27 protein-coding genes are annotated in these 25,484 nt (G+C 39.6%); 13 read left to right on the plus strand and 14 right to left on the minus strand.

What is annotated here, in order from left to right:
• Window positions 1-51 precede the first annotated feature (51 nt).
• A complete protein-coding gene (locus VB836_RS28130) occupies window positions 52-1,041 on the plus strand; it encodes a pentapeptide repeat-containing protein (protein WP_046281271.1) in 990 nt (329 codons plus the stop codon).
• 62 nt (window positions 1,042-1,103) lie between these two features.
• On the opposite strand, the gene VB836_RS28135 is transcribed toward VB836_RS28130, so the two are convergent.
• The 5 genes from VB836_RS28135 to VB836_RS28155 form a co-directional block, all read right to left on the minus strand.
• On the minus strand, window positions 1,104-2,003 hold the full coding sequence (locus tag VB836_RS28135; RefSeq protein ID WP_323224558.1) for a phosphodiester glycosidase family protein: 900 nt from the start codon (window positions 2,001-2,003) through the stop codon (window positions 1,104-1,106).
• A gap of 123 nt (window positions 2,004-2,126) precedes the next feature.
• Window positions 2,127-2,894 (minus strand): PP2C family serine/threonine-protein phosphatase, encoded by a 768-nt coding sequence (locus tag VB836_RS28140; protein WP_323224561.1) that lies wholly within the window; start codon window positions 2,892-2,894, stop codon window positions 2,127-2,129.
• A gap of 64 nt (window positions 2,895-2,958) precedes the next feature.
• Window positions 2,959-3,621, minus strand: coding sequence for a vWA domain-containing protein (locus VB836_RS28145; protein WP_046281268.1), 663 nt, complete (start codon window positions 3,619-3,621; stop codon window positions 2,959-2,961).
• A 116-nt stretch (window positions 3,622-3,737) separates the two neighbouring features.
• Window positions 3,738-4,340, minus strand: coding sequence for a PIN domain-containing protein (locus tag VB836_RS28150; protein WP_323224564.1), 603 nt, complete (start codon window positions 4,338-4,340; stop codon window positions 3,738-3,740).
• Complete coding sequence (locus tag VB836_RS28155; RefSeq protein ID WP_323224566.1) at window positions 4,324-5,481, minus strand: Uma2 family endonuclease; 1,158 nt, start codon at window positions 5,479-5,481, stop codon at window positions 4,324-4,326. Before VB836_RS28155 ends, VB836_RS28150 begins: the two co-directional genes overlap by 17 nt.
• Window positions 5,482-5,725: 244 nt before the next feature.
• On the opposite strand from VB836_RS28155, the gene VB836_RS28160 reads away from it, so the two are divergent.
• Genes VB836_RS28160 through VB836_RS28170 form a run of 3 tightly spaced genes read left to right on the plus strand, consistent with a single transcriptional unit; the run spans window position 5,726 to window position 9,203 of the window.
• The gene (locus VB836_RS28160; protein WP_323224567.1) at window positions 5,726-6,775 is read left to right on the plus strand and encodes an AAA family ATPase; all 1,050 of its coding nucleotides are present in this window, start codon (window positions 5,726-5,728) and stop codon (window positions 6,773-6,775) included.
• On the plus strand, window positions 6,759-7,286 hold the full coding sequence (locus VB836_RS28165; RefSeq protein ID WP_323224570.1) for a hypothetical protein: 528 nt from the start codon (window positions 6,759-6,761) through the stop codon (window positions 7,284-7,286). Before VB836_RS28160 ends, VB836_RS28165 begins: the two co-directional genes overlap by 17 nt.
• Window positions 7,287-9,203 carry a S8 family peptidase gene (locus tag VB836_RS28170; protein ID WP_323224572.1) on the plus strand — a complete coding sequence of 639 codons (1,917 nt, stop codon included), beginning with the start codon at window positions 7,287-7,289 and terminating at the stop codon, window positions 9,201-9,203.
• Window positions 9,204-9,439: 236 nt separating this feature from the next.
• Here the strand turns inward: VB836_RS28170 and VB836_RS28175 are convergent, their stop codons facing one another.
• The 4 genes from VB836_RS28175 to VB836_RS28190 form a co-directional block, all read right to left on the minus strand.
• On the minus strand, window positions 9,440-11,089 hold the full coding sequence (locus tag VB836_RS28175; protein WP_323224574.1) for an alpha/beta hydrolase: 1,650 nt from the start codon (window positions 11,087-11,089) through the stop codon (window positions 9,440-9,442).
• A gap of 173 nt (window positions 11,090-11,262) precedes the next feature.
• Window positions 11,263-11,757, minus strand: a complete 495-nt coding sequence (locus VB836_RS28180; RefSeq protein WP_323224576.1) for an ureidoglycolate lyase — start codon at window positions 11,755-11,757, stop codon at window positions 11,263-11,265.
• A 14-nt stretch (window positions 11,758-11,771) separates the two neighbouring features.
• Window positions 11,772-12,128, minus strand: coding sequence for a photosystem II reaction center protein Psb28 (psb28, locus tag VB836_RS28185; RefSeq protein WP_323224578.1), 357 nt, complete (start codon window positions 12,126-12,128; stop codon window positions 11,772-11,774).
• A 244-nt stretch (window positions 12,129-12,372) separates the two neighbouring features.
• Window positions 12,373-13,737, minus strand: coding sequence for an ATP-binding protein (locus tag VB836_RS28190; RefSeq protein WP_323224580.1), 1,365 nt, complete (start codon window positions 13,735-13,737; stop codon window positions 12,373-12,375).
• 374 nt (window positions 13,738-14,111) lie between these two features.
• Here VB836_RS28190 and VB836_RS28195 point away from each other — a divergent pair, with 374 nt between their 5' ends.
• From VB836_RS28195 to VB836_RS28220, 6 genes are all read left to right on the plus strand, one after another.
• Window positions 14,112-15,425 (plus strand): hypothetical protein, encoded by a 1,314-nt coding sequence (locus tag VB836_RS28195; RefSeq protein WP_323224582.1) that lies wholly within the window; start codon window positions 14,112-14,114, stop codon window positions 15,423-15,425.
• Window positions 15,426-15,838: 413 nt separating this feature from the next.
• Window positions 15,839-16,105, plus strand: a complete 267-nt coding sequence (locus tag VB836_RS28200) for a hypothetical protein (protein ID WP_323224584.1) — start codon at window positions 15,839-15,841, stop codon at window positions 16,103-16,105.
• Entirely contained in the window at window positions 16,105-16,533 is a 429-nt protein-coding gene (locus VB836_RS28205) for a type II toxin-antitoxin system VapC family toxin (protein ID WP_323224586.1), read from the plus strand. Before VB836_RS28200 ends, VB836_RS28205 begins: the two co-directional genes overlap by 1 nt.
• Window positions 16,534-16,787: 254 nt before the next feature.
• Window positions 16,788-16,967 carry a hypothetical protein gene (locus tag VB836_RS28210; protein WP_323224588.1) on the plus strand — a complete coding sequence of 60 codons (180 nt, stop codon included), beginning with the start codon at window positions 16,788-16,790 and terminating at the stop codon, window positions 16,965-16,967.
• A gap of 3 nt (window positions 16,968-16,970) precedes the next feature.
• Window positions 16,971-17,120 (plus strand): hypothetical protein, encoded by a 150-nt coding sequence (locus tag VB836_RS28215; RefSeq protein ID WP_323224590.1) that lies wholly within the window; start codon window positions 16,971-16,973, stop codon window positions 17,118-17,120.
• A 636-nt stretch (window positions 17,121-17,756) separates the two neighbouring features.
• Complete coding sequence (locus tag VB836_RS28220; protein ID WP_323224592.1) at window positions 17,757-18,956, plus strand: DNA cytosine methyltransferase; 1,200 nt, start codon at window positions 17,757-17,759, stop codon at window positions 18,954-18,956.
• An 8-nt stretch (window positions 18,957-18,964) separates the two neighbouring features.
• Here the strand turns inward: VB836_RS28220 and VB836_RS28225 are convergent, their stop codons facing one another.
• The 4 genes from VB836_RS28225 to VB836_RS28240 all read right to left on the minus strand — a co-directional run bounded on the left by VB836_RS28225 (window position 18,965) and on the right by VB836_RS28240 (window position 20,991).
• Window positions 18,965-19,630 (minus strand): hypothetical protein, encoded by a 666-nt coding sequence (locus tag VB836_RS28225; RefSeq protein WP_323224593.1) that lies wholly within the window; start codon window positions 19,628-19,630, stop codon window positions 18,965-18,967.
• A 142-nt stretch (window positions 19,631-19,772) separates the two neighbouring features.
• On the minus strand, window positions 19,773-20,543 hold the full coding sequence (locus VB836_RS28230) for a Uma2 family endonuclease (protein WP_323224595.1): 771 nt from the start codon (window positions 20,541-20,543) through the stop codon (window positions 19,773-19,775).
• 121 nt (window positions 20,544-20,664) lie between these two features.
• Window positions 20,665-20,796, minus strand: coding sequence for a hypothetical protein (locus tag VB836_RS30440; RefSeq protein ID WP_281062628.1), 132 nt, complete (start codon window positions 20,794-20,796; stop codon window positions 20,665-20,667).
• Window positions 20,797-20,799: 3 nt separating this feature from the next.
• A complete protein-coding gene (locus VB836_RS28240; RefSeq protein ID WP_046279289.1) occupies window positions 20,800-20,991 on the minus strand; it encodes a hypothetical protein in 192 nt (63 codons plus the stop codon).
• A gap of 142 nt (window positions 20,992-21,133) precedes the next feature.
• On the opposite strand from VB836_RS28240, the gene miaB reads away from it, so the two are divergent.
• The 3 genes from miaB (at window position 21,134) to VB836_RS28255 (ending at window position 23,871) form a co-directional block, all read left to right on the plus strand.
• The gene (miaB, locus tag VB836_RS28245) at window positions 21,134-22,492 is read left to right on the plus strand and encodes a tRNA (N6-isopentenyl adenosine(37)-C2)-methylthiotransferase MiaB (protein ID WP_323224597.1); all 1,359 of its coding nucleotides are present in this window, start codon (window positions 21,134-21,136) and stop codon (window positions 22,490-22,492) included.
• The gene (locus tag VB836_RS28250; RefSeq protein ID WP_323224599.1) at window positions 22,489-23,022 is read left to right on the plus strand and encodes a hypothetical protein; all 534 of its coding nucleotides are present in this window, start codon (window positions 22,489-22,491) and stop codon (window positions 23,020-23,022) included. Before miaB ends, VB836_RS28250 begins: the two co-directional genes overlap by 4 nt.
• A 138-nt stretch (window positions 23,023-23,160) precedes the next feature.
• On the plus strand, window positions 23,161-23,871 hold the full coding sequence (locus VB836_RS28255) for a glycosyltransferase family 25 protein (RefSeq protein ID WP_323224601.1): 711 nt from the start codon (window positions 23,161-23,163) through the stop codon (window positions 23,869-23,871).
• Between the two features lie 190 nt (window positions 23,872-24,061).
• On the opposite strand, the gene VB836_RS28260 is transcribed toward VB836_RS28255, so the two are convergent.
• Window positions 24,062-25,309 carry a PQQ-dependent sugar dehydrogenase gene (locus tag VB836_RS28260; protein ID WP_323224603.1) on the minus strand — a complete coding sequence of 416 codons (1,248 nt, stop codon included), beginning with the start codon at window positions 25,307-25,309 and terminating at the stop codon, window positions 24,062-24,064.
• Between the last annotated feature and the right edge of the window lie 175 nt (window positions 25,310-25,484).

Raw genomic sequence — 25,484 nt, forward strand, 5'->3', positions numbered from 1 at the left:
TATTTTTCTAGAGATTAGAGTGAAGAACTGATTTTTTACAAAATTTTTACAATGGAATCTCTAAACAAAAAATATACTCGGCTAGGTAATAAACAACAATTATCTCGACTGAATCGCTGGCTAGCTAGATTGTTACGAGATGTTTTTGAAATTTTGATTATTCTGGCTGCTGTCATTTTGGTCATTCTTTCTATTTTATATCTGGAGAATACACTAGAACAGCAAAAAACCTGGGGGAAATTTTTTATTCAATCTATAGAAGAATCTCGAATTTTAGGAACGTTTGAAAGTATTAGTATTGTTACTGCTTTAGTGGTTTATCTCCGACGAGGAAAGAAACAATCTCATTACGAAGCTTGGCAAGTGATTGATTCTGCCCAAGGACTAGAATTCAGCCACGCTCGGATTAAAGCGTTAGAAGAATTAGCCAAAGATGGGATTAGTTTAAAGGGTTTATTATTACCAAAAGCGAATCTAGAACAAATTCATGTCGTTGATGGTGATTTCAAAGAAGTTAACTTGCAAGGGGCTAAACTTCAAGAAGCCAATCTACAAGGAAGTACATTTGAATTGACTCAGCTTCAGGGCGCGAATTTATGGAAAGCGAATCTTCAAGAAACGTCTTTTCTGCTGGCTCAAATGCAAAAAATTAACTTGAGTTCAGCCAATCTCAGCTATGCAGATTTACAAGGGGTTAACCTGTTAGAAGCTAACTTGCAAAAAGCGGAATTACAAGGGGCTTATATTCTCGGAAATTTGCAAGGGGCTGACTTTCAAGAAGCGAATCTCAAAGGTACAATTCTCGAAGGGGCTTATCTTAAAGATGCAAATTTTCAAAATGCAAACCTCAGAGGGGCTAATCTTAAAGATGCTAACTTACAAGGTGCGAACTTTCAAGGCGCCAATTTGCAAGGGGTTAATTTTCAAAATGCCAAAGGTTTACATCCGTCTCAAGTTTTGGAGGCTGAAAATTGGGAATTTGCTCGATATTCTCAAGAGTTTATTTACCAATTAGGGTTAAAGTTAAAGTCATCAAATTAGAGTGAATTATGCTTGACTTCCTAATAATTTTTACTTTAAAAGTGAGCAAAATGATCGGCTTTTTATTCAACAGGTAAGGCGTAAATTCCTAAATGATTGGCGATGGGACGCTGACGCATGGGGATTCGACTATGAAAGGGTGCATTTAAAACTTTAGTGTTAATTCCCTCGGAAATCACTAACGTTGTGGAACCGCCTCCATCCAAATTTAACGCCGTTTCAACGCCTTCTATTTCTAGGATAATATTCGTTAAAGTGGCTAATGTTGCGCCTTCACTATACAACCCTTGACGACCATCGATTAATATTAACCATAAGGTTTCCCCAGACTGATCAATTGCCACAGCAGTTCGAGGAAATTTTTTATTGAAATCTGAGAATTTTTGGGATTGAACAGGTTTACCTTTCTCAATTAAAACGAGATTTCCTGCTATTCCTTGAACGGTATTTTCTGGACAAGTATCGGTTAATATTTCTGCCTTTTTTTCAGGAGAAATACACAGCACTGGCCAGTCTTTATTGACGCTTGAATATATTTTACCCTGAGAAATTGCTTGTCCTAAGATATTAACCCGATCTCCTGAATAGGGAAAATAATCTATCGGACTTTTTACATAAAATGGATGAAAGAAACTGCCATTAATTGCCAGTTGTAAGTCATGTTTTTGTAAAAATTCTGATGTGGTTTGAGCGGCAATATCCCGATCATCTTCTCCGGGTTCTCCAGGTGTCACTAACAGTTCAATTCCCGGTGTTTTTAAGTCAACTTTAACAATATGAATCATTAAAGAATTGGGTTGTGAACGGCGAATGCGTTGGTAAGTAATGCCTTGAAACAGTTGTTGTTGTTTAGCTGTTGGTAAAGGTCGTCTCAGCATCAATGCGAGGTATAATAAAGCAGGAGTGCCTAGAAGAACTAGGCTGGAAATTAGTATGGTTTTGAGTAGAAAACGTTGATTCATATCAGTTGAGAGAGACACAGAAAAGGCTTAACCCAATTTGAGGGTCATACAACTAATTACTCATTCATTTGGCTGTAATAACCGGATTTTTATCGCAGATTTTATTTTGAATCAATTAATGTGCTATAATGATGCTAGAATTAGCGTTAGATCATCATCGGTTCGTTGAGTGACCCGAGGCGATCGCAAAAAAGATTCTAACTGTTCTTGAGCCTCGGTTTGATCTGTCACTGTTGAGATAAACTGAAAAAGCGGCGAAAAGAAAGGCTTATGAGGTGTTCCTTCGGGCATTTTTAATGCTAACATTTGTAAGCCGTCTGAGAATACCGCTAAATGAGCAGGCTCACCTTGCCAAACGTTAATCTGTGCTGTTTCCACCGCATCAAGCCCAATCAAAAATTTCGTTTCATTCAAATATTCACCCTGTTCGGGTTGCGTTATCGCCTCGATTTTTCCCTGTTTATCTTCGACAACAGCCGCCCCATCTCCCACTTGAGCAACGGCTACAAAATCTGATGTTGCGAGGGTTAAAATCAGCGTTGTTGCTAACTCTCGAATTTCGACTTCTTGAACGGCAGCTTCGACTTCGATTGCCATTTTTGCAGCACTCAATGTATCTGTTAACCGTTCTTTCCAGTCGATTTCTTCAAGTTCTGAAGACGGATGAATAATCGTTTGAGCCAAAGTATTCACAGCCGTTTGTACTGCTACTCTTGAGCCAATTTCTGATAATCTTGCTGAACCCGCTCCATCAGCCACCGCCACAATTAAAATATCATCTGATAATCTTTGGTAGCAATAAGCATCTTGACAGGGAAGATCACTTTTTTCGTGGCTTCTTCCCCGTACTGATGCGGATACAATTTGCCAGTTGGAGTCACAGTTAGACATGGGATATCCCGTAAAGAAAAGGCTCAAAAATCAGCGAATAATGATTAGAAATGGGCAGATTTGATTAGACGGCTCCCCATCCCGGTGGCGGTAAAGCAACTTGTTCATCAACTTTAGAATGAGATACCATCTGCATACTCGCAGACAGCCAAATAAACATTTCTCGAAAGTCTAATCCTTTTAATTTTAAAGGAGCGCGTTCGACGATTAAACTCAGGCGTTCCATATTCGCCCCTTCGACTCCAACCGCAAAAAAAGCAACCTGTTTATTCGCTTCTTCTTGCTTAATTCGTTCAGCCGCTTGGTTCGCCATTCGTTCCGACTCGCCCTGCGGTTCACCATCAGTAATGAGAAAAACCCAGGGGCGATAATAGGCAATACCATTATTACGATATTCGGCTTTACGGGCGGCAACTAAATCAAGGGCTTGGTTAATCGCCGTTCCCATAAACGTTTGTCCCTGTGCTGTTAACATCGGGGGTTCAAACTGATCAGCCGTCACAAAATCTTGTATAATTTTCACCTGATTATCAAAGGAGATGATGGCAACTTCGACTCGTTTTTTTGCCAGTTCATCGCGAACTAAATCCTGTCTAAACGTGTTCAAGCCGTCATTGAGAGCATCAATGGGTACACCTTGCATCGAGGCGGAGGTGTCCAACAACAGCACGCAAGGACACCGGGGTTCAGGGTTTTCAGCAAATTCTACAGCTTCCTCAAGTCTCATAATGGGTGGGGATGAGTTTGCAGTTCTCTTAGGATACTCGATTTTTGCCTGTTTCTATTATCGCTGATTTGAAGCGAGAAATTTGGCGATCGCATGATCGATCATACACCAATTGATTAAATTTGACTACGAATGTAACCCAGTCCGTTCTCGAAGCTAAATAAAATTCGACAGTTGTAGGATGCCAAACTATTAATAATATCGGGAGTGCCAAAATCTTTTGAGTTGCGATTCAAAAAACAGTTATTGCGGCCCGTTATATTGCTGAGATGGCTAATAACAGAAGCATAAACGATAGAATCTTGTGGAGTCAGGTCAAGTTCAGTTTGAAAAGAAATTGCTGCTAAAATAATTTCTTCATTTAAAGGAATGATCTCTGCAAGCTGAACCAACTCAGTAATTGTATCCTGTAATCTCTGCTTTTGATCTTCCTGAGTCCGAACCAAAAAACTGGTTAAATCCCGAAATAAATTGACCTGTTCAGAATAGCTTTGAGAACGACCGAGTTGTTCTAACTCAATCTTCAATTCCCCAGACAGTCTTCTTCTATTTTTTTCATAGCGAATCATTTTTTCATAGGGTTCTACCAGACTGTAGGCTGGAATCACTAAATGAATTTTATTGGCTCTACAAAGTTCAATAATTTGCAAACAGCTTTCGTGCTGTTCTTGCATGAAAGCTAATTCTAGAACAAAGTTTGTCTCAACATAGACGTTCATCGTTTATAACCTGTCCGCCTCTAATTGCATCAACCAACCCGGACTCAAACAGCCAATCTTGATTTTTAAAATCAACTTCATTTTCTCTTTTTATTCCCAACAATACCTCATTGAACCAGGAACACACAATCATTACAAAGCTTGACTCGCTAATTTTTCCAGGAGAGACACCCGATTTCTCAAAATAGGGTTTCAAAAGGGGTTTAGGATCGATTTGGTAGGTGGGTTCTATCAGATGTTCTGAGGTGTTTTCCGAGGTTTTCCACAGGTAAAAAACTTGAGGGTGAGCCAGCAGAAAAAAAGGGGTTTTGGCCATACCAGAAGCATACATATAATGGTAGATTTGAGCCGCCCAATTTAAACTTAAACTGGCTTCCGGGTTAATTTTTACTTCAACAATCAGCTTTAACTGTCCGTCTTGTCCGCAGATCGCGAGATCAAACCAGTTCCAATTTATTTTCCTTCGAGGTTGTATTGATAAAGACTGATTAACGTCAGCATTTGAAATTTGTTCTTTTACCCAAGTTCTAAAGGCTTTCATCGTCTTATTTCGGCCTTCGGTTTTCACCCGCTTCAAATATTCGGGAATAATTTCTTTGAGGGGGAAATTGGGAAAATGGGGGCTAAATTCCGACTCCACATATTGTCCCGATTGCAACAAATTAATTTGCAGCTTACCCTTTTCAAACCGCCACAGTTCAGGAACGCCTAACGCCGCATAAATATTGGGATGGGTGCGAGAAGTGACATCTATTTCCAAAGCCAAATCGGGCGGGGGATCAATCGTTAAATCTAATCTATCTTTACCTCTGACTGCGGCTTCATTCTCAATATAAAAACAATCATCCGGTTCTATCCCTTGCTTCATCAACTCATTTTTAAACGTCGTTGAACCGAGCGGATAAAACTCTATATCCATTTCTTCGAGTAAAGCTTTGATAAAGTCACCGATAAAAACTTTGTCAACTTCGTGTTCGGGTAAGGGGGTCATAATTTCTAAAGTTCCGTGAACATAAGCAATTCTAGCAGCCCGATGTTCTCCCAACTCCTCTAAAATTGTTTCAAACTCTAGCCAACTAACATCTGTTAACAAGACTTTATGACCAGGGGGAACATCAATCCGTTTTAATTCCAATAACATTTTAAAGCCTCCATATTTATCTATTAGTATAGCGCGATCGCAGTTCCTCGTTGAAAGCTAAATTAATGAATAACTTAGCGTTCTCAAGTCTTGATACATCATCTAACCTCAATCCGAAGTTGATTTTTTTTTCAAAATAGTGTATAATCTGAAAATGTAGTATAGTTAAATCGAGTAAAGATTATACTGACTTGACTAAAAAAATACCTAAATTGTAATTATTTATTGCATAAACTTGATATTGATGGCAAGAGGTGACATCCTTAGAAAACTATTTAAAAGCTTCTCTCAAGATGATCGAGAGGAATTTAAAGCTGCGGCTATGCAATTGATTCAAGAAGAAAGAGACAAGAGTCATACTTTACTAGCACACGATCTTGAAAGAATACTTCAAGGTAGTTCCTCAAAAATGCTTGCTTCTAATAATGTGCCTTGGCAAATTTATCCTGAAGTTCCAAAAGACAAGGATACAGGCTTGCCTCTAATTAGTGTACAGATGTATGAATTAAGCTGGAATCAGGTCATTTTACCTCCTAAACAGATAGAAATACTGGAACGAGTAATTTTAGAAAACAGAAAAAAAGAAATTCTCAAATCTCATAATTTGAAACCCAAATCAAAGCTATTATTCTGTGGGCCTCCTGGCTGTGGAAAAACGTTAACAGCAAAGGTTTTAGCTAGTGTACTTAATTATCCACTGGTATATGTCAATCTTGCTGCTGTATTCTCGTCTTATCTGGGAGAAACGGCAGTCAACCTCAAAAGAATATTTGATTATATTGACAAAGGAGAATGGCTGGTATTATTTGATGAATTTGATGCAATTGCTAAAGATAGAAATACACCTAATGAACACGGTGAAATACAGCGTCTTGTCAATAGTCTTCTTCAACTTATTGATCAGTCCAATGATCAAAGCCTATTTATTGCTGCTACAAATTATGAGTCGCTTCTCGACCAAGCAATTTGGAGAAGATTTGACGAAGTTCTTTTTTTCGATAAGCCCAACTATAACCTGAGACGCTCATTATTGAGAAAAAATTTATCTAGCATAAAGCATCCAGGCGTCAATTTAGAAAAATTTGCTTCTCGTCTTAAAGGAGCAACAGGATCAGACATAGAAAGAATTTGCACTGATGCAGTAAAATCTGTAGTTTTACGAGGTGACAGTAATTTAACTACACCGGATCTGGAAACGGCAGTTAAGCATCATTTAGACAGGAAACGTATAATAGAAAAATCGATAAAATTTACGGACTTTTGTATTGAGGAGGAAAATGACCAGTCAGTTTGAGCATCTACAGTTACCGAAAACTAACATAGAAATGCCACGCAGAAGTACAGGAGGTGGATTTGGTAGACGAAGAAGAGATAATCGCAGTAGTCATGGTAAGGCTCTTTTGGATCAAGCATCCACCTTACTTGATAGACCTCCTAGACAGCATACTCCGTTTGGCATTAATCCAAAATTAATTTTTAAATTAAAGCTTAGAGAAGGAGATAGTTTGCAAGATGATGAAGTTATTAGATCGGGATTAAATATCTTAGCTAAAGGAAATAAGTCAGATCAAGCTATCGTTGTTTTCCCATCGGATGATGATTTAACTGAATTCAGGAAGAGACTAGAATCATATAGTGATGAAAGTGAGAGTAGTCATCAGTATGGATACATAGATGCTATAGAAGAATTAGTGCCTTTGCAGCCTGAAGATAGAATCGGGCGTTTGCTAGAGCTAGAACCATTAGAGCCGGGTGAATTAGTACCACTAGATCTAGAGTTATGGCACACAGGAAATAGAGAGTAAATGCAACAATGTATCCAAGACTTAGATCATTTTTTAAGGGACTTTCAAGAATATCCAGAAATGAGAGTCACTGATCGATATATTGGGGAATACCTTTGTATAGCTCGGATTAAAATTAGACAGGAAGTGTTAGAAATTCTTCTGGATTATGATGCTGTAAAGGAAATAGATAGGAGGCCAAGACCTGCATTTGAGAGTTCAAGTCAACTTAGTGTTCCAGTATCAGAATTTCCAGAAGTTATGTCTCCTCCTATAGAAGCTTTTGGAGTATTAGTAATAGATTCAGGTGTTCAAAGAGGACATCCTTTGATTGCTCCTGCTTTAGGTGATGCAGAAGTTTTTCCTGACCCAAATTATACTTTTATTACTGGCGGTCCAGATGACGGGGATCAGACCAATGGTGGTCATGGAACAGGAGTTTCCGGAGTTGCTATCTATGGAGATGTTCGTCAGTCTTTTGAAGAACGCTCATTTCAACCCGAAGTCTGGCTATTTTCAGCTCGGGTGACTAATGAAAACAATGAATATGATCCTGATTTACTGCTAGAGAATCAATTAGAAAACGCAATTGATTATTTCACTCGAAACTACCCAAACTGCAAAGTTATTAATATTTCTTTAGGAGACAGCACATTAGTCTATCGAGAGGGGGAGAAGCAATTTCGTCTAGCCGCTAAAATTGATGAAATTGCATATCGATTGCAAAATAGAAATATTTTATTTGTGATTTCTGCGGGTAACTTTAAATTTTACGATCAAGTTGACTCTAAAGAACTTTTGCGACAAGATTATCCGCACTACTTAACCTTTGAAGAATCGCGTATTTTAGAACCTGCTACTGCTGCGATCGCCCTAACAGTAGGTTCTCTATCAATGGGTACAGGTAGTTGTCAATACCCTGATGATGCTCAGAGGAATGCAATTGCTAAAATTGAAGGATATCCCTCTCCATTTACAAGGACAGGATTTGGTGTAGATGGCATGGTTAAACCCGATTTAGTAGACTTTGGTGGCGATCTAATTTTAGATGGAACTAGAGTCATTAAAAATGAGATTGGTGTCTGCATACTTACCTTAGCTAAAAACTATCAAGGCTCTCTTTTTAGAGTATTTTCTGGAACTAGCTTTGCTGCGCCTCGTGTAGCAAATTTAGCAGCAAAACTATTTAATATATTCCCGAATGCAACACCTAACTTAATCAGAGCATTAATAGCAGATTCAGCAAATCTACCCGATGAAATTCCCCCAGATTTTCAGGCAGACGAGAAGTTAAGTTTAAGAATATATGGATATGGACAGCCAAATTTTGAAAAAGCTGCATACTCAACTGAAAATGAAGTTATCTTATTAGAAGATAATCGCATCATCACTGTAGGGAATTTTGAAATCTATGAAATCCCTCCTCTTCCGAATGAATTTTTAGAAGTACAAGGAAGTAAAAAAATATCTGTAACTTTAGCTTTTGATCCTCCAACTCGTCACACCAGAGGAGATTCTTATCTAGGAGTAACAATGGAATTTAATTTATTCCGAAATATAGATATTGAAAGTTTGAGAGGGGCATTTCAGAAAGTCAATAAGGAAGATAATGCTGAAAATATCATAGAAGTTACAATGGAGGAATTGAAGAAAAAACATGGCTCCAGTATTAAAGTTGATCTTCAACCAGGAGTAAATACAAGAAAGAAAGGAACACTTCAGAAGGGTTCAATTGAAATATCAAGCAAAACTTGGAAATATAACTATGAGTCTATGTATGTAGTTATCAGTTGTAGTAGAAAATGGGCAAAAAAGGATGAGATAGAAATGCAAAGGTATGCTTTAGTCGTGTCAGTTCGACACTCTAATCCTCAAGTTGACCTCTATAATAGGTTGAGACAGCAAACTCGTGTTGCTCAGAGAGTAAGAATTCGTTAAAACATGAGTTTTATTCTCATTTCCTCCGATGTTTTCAGGCTGCGGTTTAATAACAGGTATGAAACAAGGACGCAGTTTATGAAACAGTTGTAAAGCGATCGCATTGGGTTTTTTTAGGGACTTTTCCTGTGGCTATACTCAATTTTACAGAAAAATACACCAACCGGATAGAACGATCCTCAACCCGAATAAACTCCCAATGCGATCGCTAATTTTTACCCGGCAAAGTTCAACGTCTAATTTCTAGGAATATTCCCGCTAACCACTTTAGAAAACTCTGTGGGAGTCAGAGATTTTAACACACTCAACGTATAGGGATCTTCTCCAATTTCCTGACCATAGGCGGCTTGCAAATAGGGTTTATATTGGAGATCTTCAGTAACATAGGCTCCAAAAAAGGCAACACTCAAAGCGTTCATATAGTTGCGTGTTACTTCAACTCCGGGTGATAATAATCCGCCCATTCCCGGAATTTCACTCATGTTAGATTTATTCACATCAAAAAAGTGACTATCACCCCGTTTGATGACTAAATAACGATTAGAAGTGGTCAACCAAGTAAAAGATTGAATTTGTTCTAAAACGGCAGGTGCAAGCAAATCTGCACTACTCGCTCCCATCATTACCGGAATCGAGATTTTACTCAATCCTAATTCACCTAAAAGACCGCTATTAACGGGGTTGAGTACGACCACAGCTTTCACACGCGGATCGCGGAATTGATACTCAGCTTGAGGTAATTCTAAAGCGCGACATTGCAAAAACATTGAGGGATTAACGATTTTATTTTCCGGCGTGCAATTCGCTTGCAATTTTTCAAAATCAATCGTTGCACCTGCTAACGCCAGGGCTGTATATCCCCCAAAAGAATGACCCCAAACACCGACTTTTTCTAAGTTTAATTGATTATTGAGTTGTTTTTTATTTAACCGTTCCAGGTGATTGAGTAAGTAAGAAATATCTCGGGGGCGATCAATAAATTGATTCACTTCAAAGATGTCTGTTGCTTCACCAGCGAGTAATTTTTGTAAGGTTTCATAATCACTACCGGGATGTTGAGGAACCGCTACAGCAAACCCGTAAGACGCTAAATGTCGGGCTAAGTCTTCAAAGCGAGAACGATCAGAAGCTAAACCATGAGAAATAACAATAACCGGAGTTGACTGTTGGGTTGCGGCCTTTTCTTTTACCGCATTCGGTAGGTAAAAGTCTGCCTCAAATTGACGATTTCGCTGCCAATCAAATAAAGATAAAGTTTGCTTGGAAACTTCAAGAGTTCCGCGTTGGCGTAAGTCGGGCATTTGGTTAAAATCAACCGGACTAGAAGCTGTGACTTCGGCTGATGCTAGTTCTTCTAGAGAGGTAATAAGGGTATTCGTTTGTCGAATTAAGGTGACAACTCGTACCATTGTATCTAGGGCTTCTTCAAGATCGATGTGAATTTTTTCGGTGGGGAATTGCCGCAAAATCTCTATCAGATTAAACCCTTCAGGATCGGTAGCCGTTGCTGCAATAATTGCATTATAAATCGCCTCTGAACCATTTTCTCTAGATTCCGTTTGAATTAAACCTCCAAGGTACTCCAAAAAGGAAGCAACCATCGAAGATTTTAAGAGTCGGGAAGCCGCTTCAGTATCAAAAGAGTAACGAGTTCGTAATAATTCTTGAACTTGTCGTCGTTCACTGGGCGTTAACCAATTGAGATAGGTTTCTAAAGGTTGATTATCGGGAAGTAAACCCGTTTCAGCATAATGTTCTAAGGTATCGAGGGAAACCTCCAGATCCATTTTCCCTACAGGAAACACGACGGTTTCCGCAGCGATTGTCGGTAACGCAACCATTACAGCAGGCACAATACTTAAGGCGAGAGACTTTAACCAACCCATAGTTTTAAGCTCTTATTTGAATCTGACAGCTTCTCTCTCTATCCTAATTGATTGAATCGGAGAAAATTCTAATCTATAACGTTTGATTTATCTTTCAATAATAAATATTTAATAATGGTATCTAAAGTCACCAATTTCATCGTATTTCAAGCTGTTTTTTCTTTTGCATAGGTTTAAATAACTATTTCAAATTGCAAGTTTTTACTTTTGATAAAATCGTAACTGAAATGATCGACAATATTTGTATTACTTAATTCTAAATTGTAGAAATCTATTCTATCCTGCTCGAAATACGGCCCAGCGTGCCAAGTTCCAACTTCTAGCTTAATAAAACAGTTTCCTGGGATACGGAATGCTTTTAATTGTTCTAAATCAGGTTCATTGCTGTCTGAAGGGGGTGCAACCGCCATTAACCAATCCTTTCCTTCTAATGACCCTAAACATTGAGTACATTTAATATGACGGGTAATTTTGTTAAATTCGCGACCTCTTTTGTTTAGCCGCATGATGTAAAATCTGGGTATCCCGTTTTTGAGATTCAGTTGAGCATCGGTTTCATCGTAGGTTTTGCCCTCTGTTGATGCTGAAATCACTTGTCCGTAGGGTTGAAAATTTTCAGCAGTAATCCATTCAGCCAACAGTTGTTGAACGGTAATTAACTCACTCATCAGTTTTACCTCATTTAATCTGAACTCGATTGATATTCAAAGCCGTTTTCTTCAGCGTAACGGTTTAAAAATCGCATGACTCGTTCAAAGATATCTTCTGCTTCCACTTCAAACGTACATTCGACTTTAGAAAGTTCATCATCTCCCACATAGAAAAATTTTACTCCCGTTGGAGTCACTTTAATTTCCCCTTCTTCGTCACGTAACCAGAGGTTCGAGATTTGTTTGCGATAAGCCCGCAATTGTTCGACGGCTTGTAAACGTTCAAAGGTTAACACTACGATTTTTTTCTCGGAGTTACGAGGTTTGCGAAGGCTAACTTCACTAATATCTTCGTTCAGTCCTTGTATAAATTGAATTGATGTAGACATATCTAGCACCAACATATATTTATACTTTAAGTTTATCAAATTTTAAGCAAAAAATTCAACTTCAAAATAATAAGTTTTAATAAGTTATGTTTTAAATAAAAACCCGGTTTCGCTAAAGTTACCAGGTTTTTGAGTTGAGTTAGGTTAATTCAAGAAAGCGGGTTAAGGATTCAACTCCAAAACTATAAGTTTTTATAATTTATGTCTCACCGATATTCAACGATAAAACCCGTTTTTTAGAACCCTAAAGACTCAAGTTCTTGACGTATTGTTTAATAACGGGTTGTAGGGTTAAAGCCGGAGATTTTGTCAGTAAATTCCGTTTACTCAGGGATTGTATAGCCTTCAAAAAATCTTCATCCGGTAAAAGATCAGGGGGTTTCTGGTTTATTTCTGGGGAGTTTTCTTGCTGTGCTAACCACCGGAGCAAGATTTTTTCAGATTCACAGAGGCGTTGATAATGTTGTTTGAGGATAGGTTCTAAATCTCCTAGATATAGGGTAGAATAGGAGAGGAATTGTTGAACACTACCATTAAATAAATCCAGGATAGCAGTCGCAATTATATTTAACCATAAAGGGTTGCCATTGTAAAGTTCTATCAGCCGTGACCATTGATGTTTATCTTTGAGTTTTCTGGCGGTGAGGAGTTGGCTGGCTGATTTCCCTAAGCCGGGAATTGGTAAAGTTTTGCAGTAGATATTTTCAGCTTCTAGAGTCGCAATTTCTAATGGTTTTTCCCAACTGAGGAGAAGTAGACAACTGTTGTGGTTTAATTGTCCAATTTCGTTGAGTAGTTGACCATAGTTTTGATATTCTGGGCGATAATGTCCGATAAATTCTCCGGGAGTTAAGGTTTCCTGGAAGTCGTCAAGAATGATAAGACAACGGTGGTTTCTCAGATAGTCTAAGATGGAACTACGGGAGTTGAAGTAGTTGATCATCGAGGGGTTTTTCAGGGGAGAAGCGGGCGCCAGAAATTCGATGATGTTGCTTTGTAGGGCGTTGAGGCTGGGAAATTTGCGATGACTGCGCCATAAAATGCGAACAAAGTTGTCTTTTATTTGTTCAACCAGTTGTCTAGCTAGAGCGGTTTTTCCGATACCAGATAATCCTGTGAGGATGACAATGCGGCTCTTTTCTTCTAATATCCATTGTTTGAGTATCACCAGTGAGTCAGTGCAGTTGTAGAGGGGATGATCGTATTCTGGCGCTTGGCTGAGGTCGTGGCGGGGTTGAGATTCTTTGCTAGTATTGGAAGGCGATCGGTTTTTCGGGATTTTTGAGTGATTGTATAGGTCGTCACAGACATTTATTTGATTACCAATATGTAGCCCGTCATTGTAATAAGATAATACCCCATTTTCAACAAGCGATCGCACATTCTTTTTTTTAACATCTTCTCCCAACAAATCCGACAGGAGTTTCCAGAATTCCGATGCAGATTTTTTCACATGATCGCCACTACAGTGGTATTTCTCAGCGATCTCCTTATATCCTTTACCATCCCATGCCCCCTCCAAAATAGCCCGTTGCAGTGAGTCCAGATGCTTCCCCGTTCTAGCAAAAATCAACTCATCCGTCCACCGCAAGGCTTCTTGAATTTCCATAGCTTTTAAATTCGGTTGTAGTTGGGTCTACTTCAACTGCCAATTATCCCACATTATCCCCCTTTTAACCACAAAATCCCACCTTTTCCCTTTTTTGTACTTTTAACCCCTTAATAAATCCCCCCTAAATCCCACTTTTATGGGCTTGCCAAACTGAGAATAAGTTAAGAAAATAATAGACATGGGGAAATAAAATTACGCAGGAATTAATTAGGATTAAATTCTTTGAAATTTACCTATAAATTAGAATGAAAACTTACTCCGCTTCAGGCGAACGCGGGTCTGAGTTCAGTGAAGAAAAATAGTTAACACGCCATTATCTATCCAGTCTTTCGACTGTTGTAAATTCTTTAAACCCTCAAGGAAATACCATTATGCTTTCTGATATCATCACCGAAAACGGGTTGGACTTGGGTATAGCTACCACTGGGAACGACTCTATTATCATGTCTCAGCTTCCCCCAGAGCAACTTGCCTATTTCAGCGCTTCACCTTTTCCAGATGCGATCGCACTTTTGGAGGGAGACGATAATGTACTCAACGACAATACTGGACGTATTTTCTACGGAAACCAAGGCAGTGACACCATTATTGGCGGGGGTGGAAATGATACCCTCTTTGGCGGTCAAGATAATGATTTCCTAGAAGCTACTGGTGGTAATAATATTTTATTTGGTAATTTCGGAAATGATACTTTAATTGGAGGTCCGGGAAACGATAGTCTGTATGGCGGCGCGGGTAATGATGTGATTATTGGAGGTCTTGGAAATAGTATTATCTCTGGTGATAAAGGATTAGACACTTTAACAGGTAGTGGTGGTGCTAACCAATTTATCCTAGCATCATCGGGGGCTGACGGGGATGTGATTACTGATTTCCAACCCGGTATCGATAAAATGCGTCTCCCCGCAGGTGTTACCTTTAGTGACTTAGAGGTTCGCGGTGTTGGTGGTAATACAGAAATTCTCCGCAATGGTGAAGTTGTGGCAATTCTCAATGGTGTGATATCTTCTTCCATCAATAGCAATGACTTTATCACAGCCGGACAAGAAACATCACCTTCATTCGATAATGTTCCAGTATGGCTTTCAACAGGTGATGGAGCTGTCGGAATATTTAATCCTCAAACAGGAATTTTTTCTGCAATAGGAACAGGAGTGACTTTGACAGACATTGCATTTGATGGTTCTACGCTTTGGGGACTGAATTCCTCAGATTTATATCGGATTAATCTAAACACAGAAGATTATGAATTAGTAGGCACTTTAGATCCTTCTATTAACATTAATGGTCTTGAATTAGATAGCCAAGGTAAACTTTATGCTACAGGAGAACAATATATATTTGAGGTTAACCCTATAAATGGTTCTGCATCAATAATTGGAAATGGCAGAAGTCAAGGGTTTAGAAGTAGTGGAGATTTGGCTTTTGATGAAAGAAAAAATTTATTTTATTCGACATCATCAGGTTCGGACACTGATGATTTATTTTCTATCACAGCGGATGGTATATTTACACGCATCGGGCCGATTGGTTTTCCGGATGTATTTGGATTAAGATTCCGTGATAGCAATCTTTATGGATATACCAGCAATAGCTCTGAAATTTTAATTAATACAAATACTGGGAGTGGTAGTTTTGTTCAATTTGTTCAAGGAGGAGTTGGAGAAATTTTTGGTGCTTCATAATTATAAAACATCTAGCATACCGCGCTAATATTAGGTTTGACTGCGTTTCATCAAACCTACAAAGTTGAGTAATAGGTGGGGCTATTGGAACGAAACCCAACACCACCATCTCTAACTCCTGTTGGGTTTCACTCCGCACAAGTAAAAGCGATCGCTGTTTTGAAATTCCCCCTCAAACTCAATGCGATCGCGTTACTTCCATGCGATCGCCTGAGACTTTGAAACCCAGTTTCTCTGAGAGTTTCAATCGTCCTAACCTAGATATTAATTGAAGTCTTTTTAGATACATCCTTTGCGATCGCCCTATCTTCTATTACAGACCAACATCATATTATAGCCCTTGCATTAGCGACTCAACTATGAGTTGGCGTAAATCAGGTATAATTGACATTAATCAGAAATCGGAGGGATTCATGCTGAATATAGAACTAGATCAAGAAACGGAAGCGTGTTTAGTGGAAATTTTGGCAAGGGAAAAAACGACCAGCGATGAATTGATTAAACGCTTGGTTAAAGAACGCTGGTTGAGTTTACAACCCCGCAAAACTATTGTCGAAAGACGTGGAGGACATCCCGAACATCTGTTAGAAAATGCGCCACCTGGTTTATCAGAACGGGTCAATCGAAAAAAGGCGATTGCTGATTATTTGGAGAAAAAGCATTCTCAACATCATTCGTAATGACTTATTATCCGGTAATTATTGTAGATAGTGGAATTTTAGTGGCTTACTACAGTGTCAAAGATCGCTATCATCAACAGGTACGAGTCTTCTTTGAAAGATGTACAAGTAATCTAGTCACTACTGTTAGCTGTGCTACTGAGGTTATGTGGCTACTTAGTCAAGATTGGCGTACACAAAATGAGTTTCTTCGTGATCTTGCTACAGAACTTTATAAATGTATCCAATTGATTCCTGAAGATTTTTCACGGATTGCTCAACTGAATCAGCAGTATGCAGATTTGCCCGGAGATTTTGCTGATTTATCTCTAATTACTATTTCTGAACGGCTGAATATTCCGGCTATTGCTACTTTGGATAGTGATTTTGATATTTATAAACGTTATCGAAAGCAATCTTTTGAACGGGCATTTATACCTGAGAACTGAAGCTATTTGCACATCGCTAATGCCCAAATTCAAGAAAAACTAGCAGAAATTAGTCTTGATTTTGCCTGTGTGTTGCCTGTTATCTAAGAGCGATCGCGAAGCGTTGCGGATGCTATATCGCCTGAGACTCAGAAACCTAGTTTCTCTGAGAGTTTCAATCGTCCTAACCCAGATATTAATAGAAACCCGCTTTCTCGGCATATAGCGATCGCCCATCTACAATAGTTATAAACCATCACAACTCAACCCCGCTTATGAAAGGTATCCAATTTTTAATCAACGACACAGGCGAGAAAACTGCTGTTCTCATTGACTTAGAGGAGTGGGGGGACTTATGGGAAGACTTTTATGATGTCATGGTATCCCATGTCAGAGCAGATGAACCCGAAGTGAACTGGGATGAGTTAGAGGCTGAAATTGTTGAGAATGCCTAACCTATGGAACCCTATCGTATCAAGTTCAAATCATCTGCGGCTAAAGAATTTCGTAAGAGCGATCGCTGTTTTGAAATTCCCCCTCAAACTCAATGCGATCGCCTGAGACTCAGAAACCTAGTTTCTCTGAGAGTTTCAATCGTCCTAACCTAGATTGAAATAGAAACCCCTCGGCAAAGTCTTTTTGCTTTTATCCTGGGATAACTTCAAAAGCATCCTTATCATATAGTCGATAAATATAAAAATCACTGTCTAATGCACCAATTAAATCTGCGATTTTTTCTGATAAAAGTTCTGCTTCTGGCTGGCACTGATAAAGTTGAGATAAAATCCAGTTTTCCGGGGTTAAACCTTGTTTTTCGGCAACTTATAAGAGAGCTTGGTAAGTTTGTTCAGATAGGATGATGGTATGTTCTGACATGATTTTACTCAGTGAGCTTGATACTATTTTAACCCCAATCAATGTTAATGTCAGTTATTTATAATAAATCATATTACGGCGATCGCGCAAATTCTCCAATGGTTGTAGCATAGATGTATAAATCGGGTTTTGTGCGGGAGATTTCTGCATCCTCATCGAGATGCCAGAAACCCGCTTTCTCTGCACTTCAAACCTGGCGCTACAATAGTTGGACAATTTGAAGTCTTAACATTTAAGTTCTGTTTGAAATAAAAACCCGGTATCTCAAAGAAACCGGGTTTTTGAGTGTTTCGCAGAAGTTACCAAACTTTTGAGTAATCAGATAATATTATTATGGAAATACATGAGTTTATCTTTGATTTTTTGAAATGACTAAAACGTTTATTGACTTATTTTCAGGTGCGGGGGGAATGTCCTGCGGTTTAGAACAAGCGGGGTTTGAATGTGTGTTAGGAATTGACCAAGATAAAGCCTCCTTAGAAACCTTTCAAGCCAATCATCATCACGCTAATATTATCTGCGGAGATTTGCGAGAAATTAGCCTTGAAGACATTAACGAAAAAATTGATAATCAAACCATTGATTTAATTTGTGGTGGGCCTCCCTGTCAGGGTTTTTCAACTATTGGGGCGAACGATAACCGCGACAAACGCAATTTTTTATTCTTTGAATTCCTGAGAATTGTTACGGCTTTAAAACCCGATTATTTAATCATGGAAAATGTGACGGGCTTACTATCTCGAAACAATGAACCCACCCTTTCATTAATTCTGAATTCTTTTGCGGAGTTAGGATATACAATAGAAGTCAGAGTTTTAGCCGCTCATCATTATGGCGTACCTCAAGCCAGAAGACGAACAATCTTTCTCGGAAATAGGTTTGGGGTTCCAAATCTTTATCCCGAAAAACAGTTTAAAGATTCTCCCAAAGATAGCGAAAATTTACCCGCAGCTAGAACCGTTGGTTGGGCGTTTGAGAACTTATTAGCCTGTCAAAATACAACGTTTAACCATGATATTGAAACTGCACAAATTACCAACGAACTCGAAAGAAAACGAATTCATCATATCCCAGAAGGACAAGGAATTCGCTATCAAAAAGATGAACTCGCCTATCTTCCCCGTGAACTGTGGTTTAATATTGATTGGGAGAGTTTACCCGAACAACGGTTTCGAGAAACCAAGTTAAAACGATTGGATAGAAACGCTGTTTCTAATACCATTAATACCAGTCGTACAACATATTATCATCCCACAGAAGAGCGCTATTTAACTGCTAGAGAAGCAGCAGCCATTCAGTCTTTTCCGCCCAACTTTATTTTTAAAGGCAGTTTAACTCAACAATGGCGACAAATTGGTAATGCAGTTCCGCCTCTATTAGCTAAAGCCATCGGAGAAGCTATTTTAAAGTTAGATCAACAAAAAGACAAACTCAAAAAAGCAGATTCTACTCAAGATATTGCGGAAATTAGAGCGAAAGCATTCACCTACAAAGAAAAAGAACCATTGACAGATATCAAAGAGGAAAATAATGATGAGCCTGAGTTTGTTCAACTAAGTTTATTCTAAACTGATATTTAAAGAAAGATGGGAGGAAATACCCTTCCGTCTTTTTCTTCAATATCATAGGGCGACTTTTTAGGTTTTCCGACAAGTTTCAAAACCGCACAAAATCTATAGTTATAAATAGGTTCGCTACGAATAGTCTTAGCTCTTAGTCTTAATCTTATATTACTATTAAATTGGGGTGTTTTCAATCCCAGAATATCTTCGGATAAATGATAAAAGCCATAGCCGCCTATTTGCATATAAAAACATCCCTTGTTTCTATAATAGGAATGTAACGCACTAATAGATATAGGTAAGTAGTCTTTAACATTTCTTTGATCGAGCGATTTCTGCTCTCTAGTTAATTCATTCTGAGGAATAGTGTATCTGTAAGGAATAATATCTTTTTTATTTATGTATTCAAGCACACCAATACTTGTATAAAGTTCAGTAGTTTCGTCTTGACAACTCCAAGACCAAACTCCATCATCCCATCTTAACATCTTTTGTCCATAGTCAGCGTTTAAATCAAGCTTTACCTCTAAGTTATGTTCTCCAGAGTTATGTAAAAATTTTATATCTACTCCAGTTCCTGCACCTGCACGAGTTGCGTTTGGGGATAAAAATCCTTTCTGTTGAAGAATGTTAAAAACAAGTTGTTCATAAGCATCTCCTTTGTTATATCCTGAAGGCATTTTCTGTCATTCAACCTCAATTTATCCGGGTACTATAAACTCGATTTGAGTTATGTATGCAATCCCATTATGAAAGTTAGGAAGAATTAAATAGGGATTGAAAGTTATACTTTGACAATCTCAAGGTGAGTCTAATACGATTTCATAACACCTCTGGATCAATATTCAATTCCCGCAGTTTTGCGGCTAATTTTTCCTTTTGTTGGCGTTCTATCTCTAGTTGCTGTTGTGCGGTTTGAGCGGATTCTTCTGCTGCTATTGCTCGTTCCTCTGCGGCTTGTCGTTGCAGTTGTTCAGTTTGGGCGGATTCTTCAGGAGTTGGAACTAACTCACCTTCGGGAGTAAAAAACCTCAATTTATGTTCATGTATTCCTAAAAATAGTTGTAATTGTTGACTCCAAAGCTGTCCTCTTTCGTTAGGTTGGAGTTCTTGATATTCTCCATCAACCAGATGAAATCCTTGAAACTCTAACGTATTCGGTGAAAACCAAAAATAATCGGGTGTTCGGAAGATATCTTGATAAATATTTTTTTTCGTTGTGCGATCAACATTTGCAGTTGAAGGGGATAATAATTCAATAATAACATTGGGATATTTTCCGCCTTCTTCCCAGACAACCCAACTTTTACGGGGTTTGCGTGAGGTGTTTAATACTACGAAGAAATCAGGCCCCCTAAAGTCTTGAGTTTTCTGTTGTTCTGGGCTATAATAAATAGTAAGATTTCCAAAAGCATAAAAATCTTGACGGTCTTGCCAGAGATACTCCAGCATTTGAATCAGTAGCAAAATTTGTCGCAAATGCAGTTCACTTTCCAAGGGTGGCTCCTGACTTTCTAAATCTCCCGAGGGGTATTCAATGTCTTCAAATTTAGGTTCAGTTTGAAGTGTTTCTAGATCTTGAGCAATAGTCATTATCTTCTCCTGAATCTTACTTTTAGTATAACTCATCTTGGGTTAGGAATTGAATTTAGAGTATATCTGGATCAATATTCAATTCCCGTAATTTAGCGGCTAACTTTTCCTTTTGTTGGCGTTAAAGTTCAAGTTGTTGTTCTACGGCTTCTCGTTGTTTTTTTTCAATTTTAGCTGATTCTTCGGGAGTTGGAACTAATTCACCTTCGGGGGTAAAAACCTTGTTTCCTCCTGATTTTTTAGATTGTATCATTCATTAACCTTCAACATCAGGGAAGCGTTGATTGATTTTATTATAACGCGATCGCCTCATTCCTTTAGAAAGAATTGCCAAGAATAGTCCCGTCAAAATCGAAAATTCCCAATGGGTGTAAACCGTTGTCAAGGTCAGTGAACCCAAAATCAATAAACCAATGGCTGTATATCGAATCCATTTCATTTTAGACATATCCCTACCCTTTGTATTAAAAATTTTTATCATCTCAATCCCCATTTAGGCTCCTTTGAATTATAATATAAAGACTAAACTCATAAATAGGTCGAAAAATTCATCCTATTGTTTGCGAGGCGAATCGAAAATTTTACACAAAATGACTACAACTCCCCGTCGCTATCACATCACAACCTTCGGCTGTCAAATGAACAAAGCCGACTCGGAACGCATGGCTGGAATTTTAGAAGAAATGGGGTTACTTTTTACCGAAGACCCCAACGAAGCCGATGTCGTTCTTTATAATACTTGCACCATTCGGGATAACGCCGAACACAAAGTTTATTCCTATTTGGGAAGACAAGCCAAACGCAAACACACTGAACCCAATTTAACGTTAATTGTCGCTGGATGCGTCGCCCAACAAGAAGGAGAAAGCTTACTCAGACGGGTTCCCGAACTTGATTTAGTCATGGGGCCACAACACGCCAACCGTCTGCAAGAATTATTAGAACAGGTCGATAATGGCAATCAAATTGTCGCCACTGAACCCATTCATATTGTCGAAGATATCACAAAACCTCGTCGAGATAGTGATGTTAGCGCCTGGGTAAATGTGATTTATGGCTGCAATGAGCGCTGTACCTATTGTGTGGTTCCCAATGTACGCGGAATTGAACAGTCCCGCACTCCTGAAGCCATTCGTAGCGAGATGGAAGAATTAGGGCGCTTAGGCTATAAAGAAGTCACCTTATTAGGGCAGAATATTGATGCTTATGGGCGAGATTTACCCGGTTCTACCCCTGAAGGACGACACAAACATACGCTAACAGATTTATTGTATTTTGTTCACGATGTAGCGGGAATTGAACGCCTGCGGTTTGCCACCAGTCATCCCCGCTATTTTACCGAACGTTTGATTAAAGCTTGTGCGGAACTGCCGAAAGTTTGCGAACATTTTCACATTCCGTTTCAGTCCGGCGATAACCCAATTTTGAAGGCAATGTCACGGGGATATACTCATGAAAAATATCGTCGCATTATTAACACGATTCGTCAATATATGCCCGATGCGTCCATTAGTGCCGATGCCATTGTTGGGTTTCCAGGCGAAACCGAAGAACAGTTTGAAAATACCTTAAAGTTGGTAGATGATATCGGATTTGATTTGGTGAATACGGCGGCTTATTCCCCTCGTCCGGGAACCCCTGCGGCGTTATGGGAAAATCAGATTTCAGAAGACATCAAAGCGGATCGTTTACAACGATTAAATCATTTAGTCGGGGTGAAAGCAGCAGAGCGATCGCAACGCTATTTCGGACGGTTTGAAGAAGTCTTAGTCGAAGGGGAAAACCCCAGAGATCCGTCTCAGGTGATGGGGCGTACACGGGGAAACCGTTTAACTTTCTTTACCGGAAATCTCGCGGAATTGAGGGGTAAAGTTGTGAAGATCAAAGTAACCGAAGTGCGGCCTTTTAGCCTCACAGGAGAAGCCGTTGAGTTATGTGTAAGCCGATGATTACTAACATTATTAAAGCAAATCCTGGCACCGTTCGCAAGTTAAGCGCGTTGTTAATTTTAGGTGTAATTTGGATGGGGACGGTGGCTTGTGAAAGTACATCTTTAGCCTTTAAACAAAATCCCACCAAAACCCCTGTTGTGGCTCAAAATGCCGAGCCAAATTTACCTAAACCCCTGGAAAATGGCGATTATCGTCGTTCACCCCAGATCACTTGGGAAGCGGTTAATGCTGACTCGAATGGGTTAAATTGTCACGGTCTTGATCTCAGCTACGAAGAACTCATCGATCCGCGAAATTCGGTCAAATTTGATATTCAAAACTGGCCGGTTGTCGGCAAATTAAAGCAAGGACAAGACTTTGAAATCAACCTCGGCCCAGCCGGATTTGGGGTGGTTTATGATACCCAACAAAACCCTTGGATTTATGTAGAAAATCTCGCCGGAGAAAACGGTCCAAGTCATTGTTTTGTGCGGGCGAATAGTCGTTTTGTTAAACCGATTTCAGTGAAAGCGTTTAATCAAGGTTAAAAGTTGATTAAAATAGAAACCTCACCCCCGTCCCCTCTCCTAGCAAGAGAGGGTTATTTGTTGAAATCGCGTTTTTACCCAATTCTCTATACTCTAGAATATAATTATAACATACTTTCTTGAACAAGGATTTAGGCGATGAAACTCATCGAATATTGTCCACGAGCTTACGTGATCAATCTACCTGAAAGAACAGATCGACGCCGGATGATTATCCGAGAATTAGAAAAACCAGACAGTCCCCTCGCTCCCGATCAGGTGGAATTTTTTCCGGGGATTCGTCCCGACGATCCGGGAGAGTTTAAAAACATAGGAATTAAAGGATGTTTTTTGAGTCATTTAGCCATCCTAAAAAAAGCCAAAGAAGACAACTTACCCAATATTTTGATTCTGGAAGACGATCTCTGCTTTTCCCGAGAGTTAAAACCTCACCAAGACGCACTGATCGATCAGTTATCCCAAAGTAATTGGGGATTAGTTTATTTTGGGCATCGATTAAAATTGGAGGCGACGGATACCGTCAAACTGATTCCTTATTCTGGCCCCATCGAAACGACTCATTTTTATGGAGTAAATGCAGTAATATTTGACTCACTAATTGAGTTTTTAGAAGGATTACTTCAACGACCAGCCGGACATCCTGACGGCGGTCCAATGTTTATCGACGGAGCGCTTTCAACCTTTCGACGGAAAAACCCAGATGTTCTCACCTGGGTTGCTTCTCCCACTTTAGGAATGCAGCAGAGTTCCCGCAGCGATCTAACCACAAATCGCTTAGATAGTATCACTTTTCTCAGGCCTTTTATGGGGTTCTTGAGAACGATTAAAAAGCAATTAGCTAGCAAGTAACTTGTCTATAGCAATCCTAAATCATTCGTGATCGATCTTCTGTGTCATTGGTGAACCCCGTGAAGAATCTACAGCATTGAAGTGTTCACAAATCAAATAAGACTGCTATATCTAATCCTGTGTTGATCTCAGGGTGTATTTATTCAGAAGTTTTGACTTCATTTAGGGGAATATATTCGTCAGGGTGTATTTATCCCGAAACGGGTTCAATCCGAATCAGTTGCCCGTTGGATTCATCTGTGAGAATATATAATAGTCCGTCAGGCCCTTGTTTAACATCTCGAACTCGTTGACCCATATCAATGGCTTGCTGACTGACCACATTTCCCGACTCATCCACCTGAATACGGCGAACATCTTGGGAAACTAAACCCCCTGCAAATAAGTTACCTTTCCAGGATGGAAAGCGATCGCCCCTATAAACCGTCAAACCCGAAGGCGCTTTTGCGGGAGTCCAGACGACTTTTGGATCAATCATCCCTGGACGAGATCGTTCTTGAGTAATTTCTCCTCCACTGTATTCGCCGCTATGCGTCACAACAGGCCAGCCGTAGTTTTCACCCGCTTTGACTAAATTCAGTTCATCACCGCCACGCGCCCCATGTTCGGTTGACCAAACTCGCCCCGTTTCGGAGTCAAAAGCGAGTCCCTGAATATTGCGATGTCCATAACTCCACACCACCGGAGCAGCATTTTCAGTATTCACAAAGGGATTATCTTGGGGGGCCGAACCATCATCATTCAGTCGGATAATTTTACCGAGATGACTGCTGAGGTTTTGGGCTTGTTCACGGATCAGATCGCCGTCAAGTTCAACGGGTGGGTTGCCGCCATCGCCAATCGCCACCAACATTGTATTATCCGGTAGCCAAGTAATGCGAGAACCAAAATGTTGTCCATCGGGTTTGGTTTGGGAAACCTCGAAAATCACCTGTAAATTCTGTAACGCCTCACCGTCAAAAGTTGCACGGGCGATACGGGTACGGTTGGCTTCTCGGGTGCCGTGAGAATAAGTCAGATAAATCAAACGGTTTTCGGCAAAGCGAGGATGCAACGAAATATCTAGCAAGCCGCCCTGTTTGAAGCTGAAGACTTCAGGAACCCCGGAGATCGGTGTTGGGTCAAGGGTGCCATTGCGAACAATTCGTAGGCGTCCAGGCCGTTCGGTAATCAGTTGATCGCCATTGGGCAACCAAGCCATACTCCAAGGGTGTTCTAAGCCTTCAATGACAGTTACTTTTTGAAAGTCTTGGGATGCGATCGCCACATCATCAGTCGTTTCTGTTGAGTCTGTCGAAGAGGATGTCTCTATGGCTTGACTTGGGGTTTGAGTCGAGGTTGAGGTATCCGATGAGGTTGGCGTGAAGGAACAACTCGTCAAAAAGAGTGCAACTGCCATTCCTGCGCCTTTTTTCAGGGGGTTAAGAGAAATATTCATCTGCCATTCAACCCTAACACTCGCTACAGTTAACAATTTTAAGAAAAAACCGTACAAACTAAACTGTAGAAAACAATTGTTTAGTTCTTCTTACTGGATTGACCAGTAATGGCTGTACGGCACAACTCACTATTTCCTCGACGGTGAACGCCTCTGGAAAATACTTTCTAATGAT

This window comes from Limnoraphis robusta BA-68 BA1 (assembly GCF_034932365.1).
Taxonomy (GTDB): Bacteria; Cyanobacteriota; Cyanobacteriia; order Cyanobacteriales; family Microcoleaceae; genus Capilliphycus; species Capilliphycus robustus.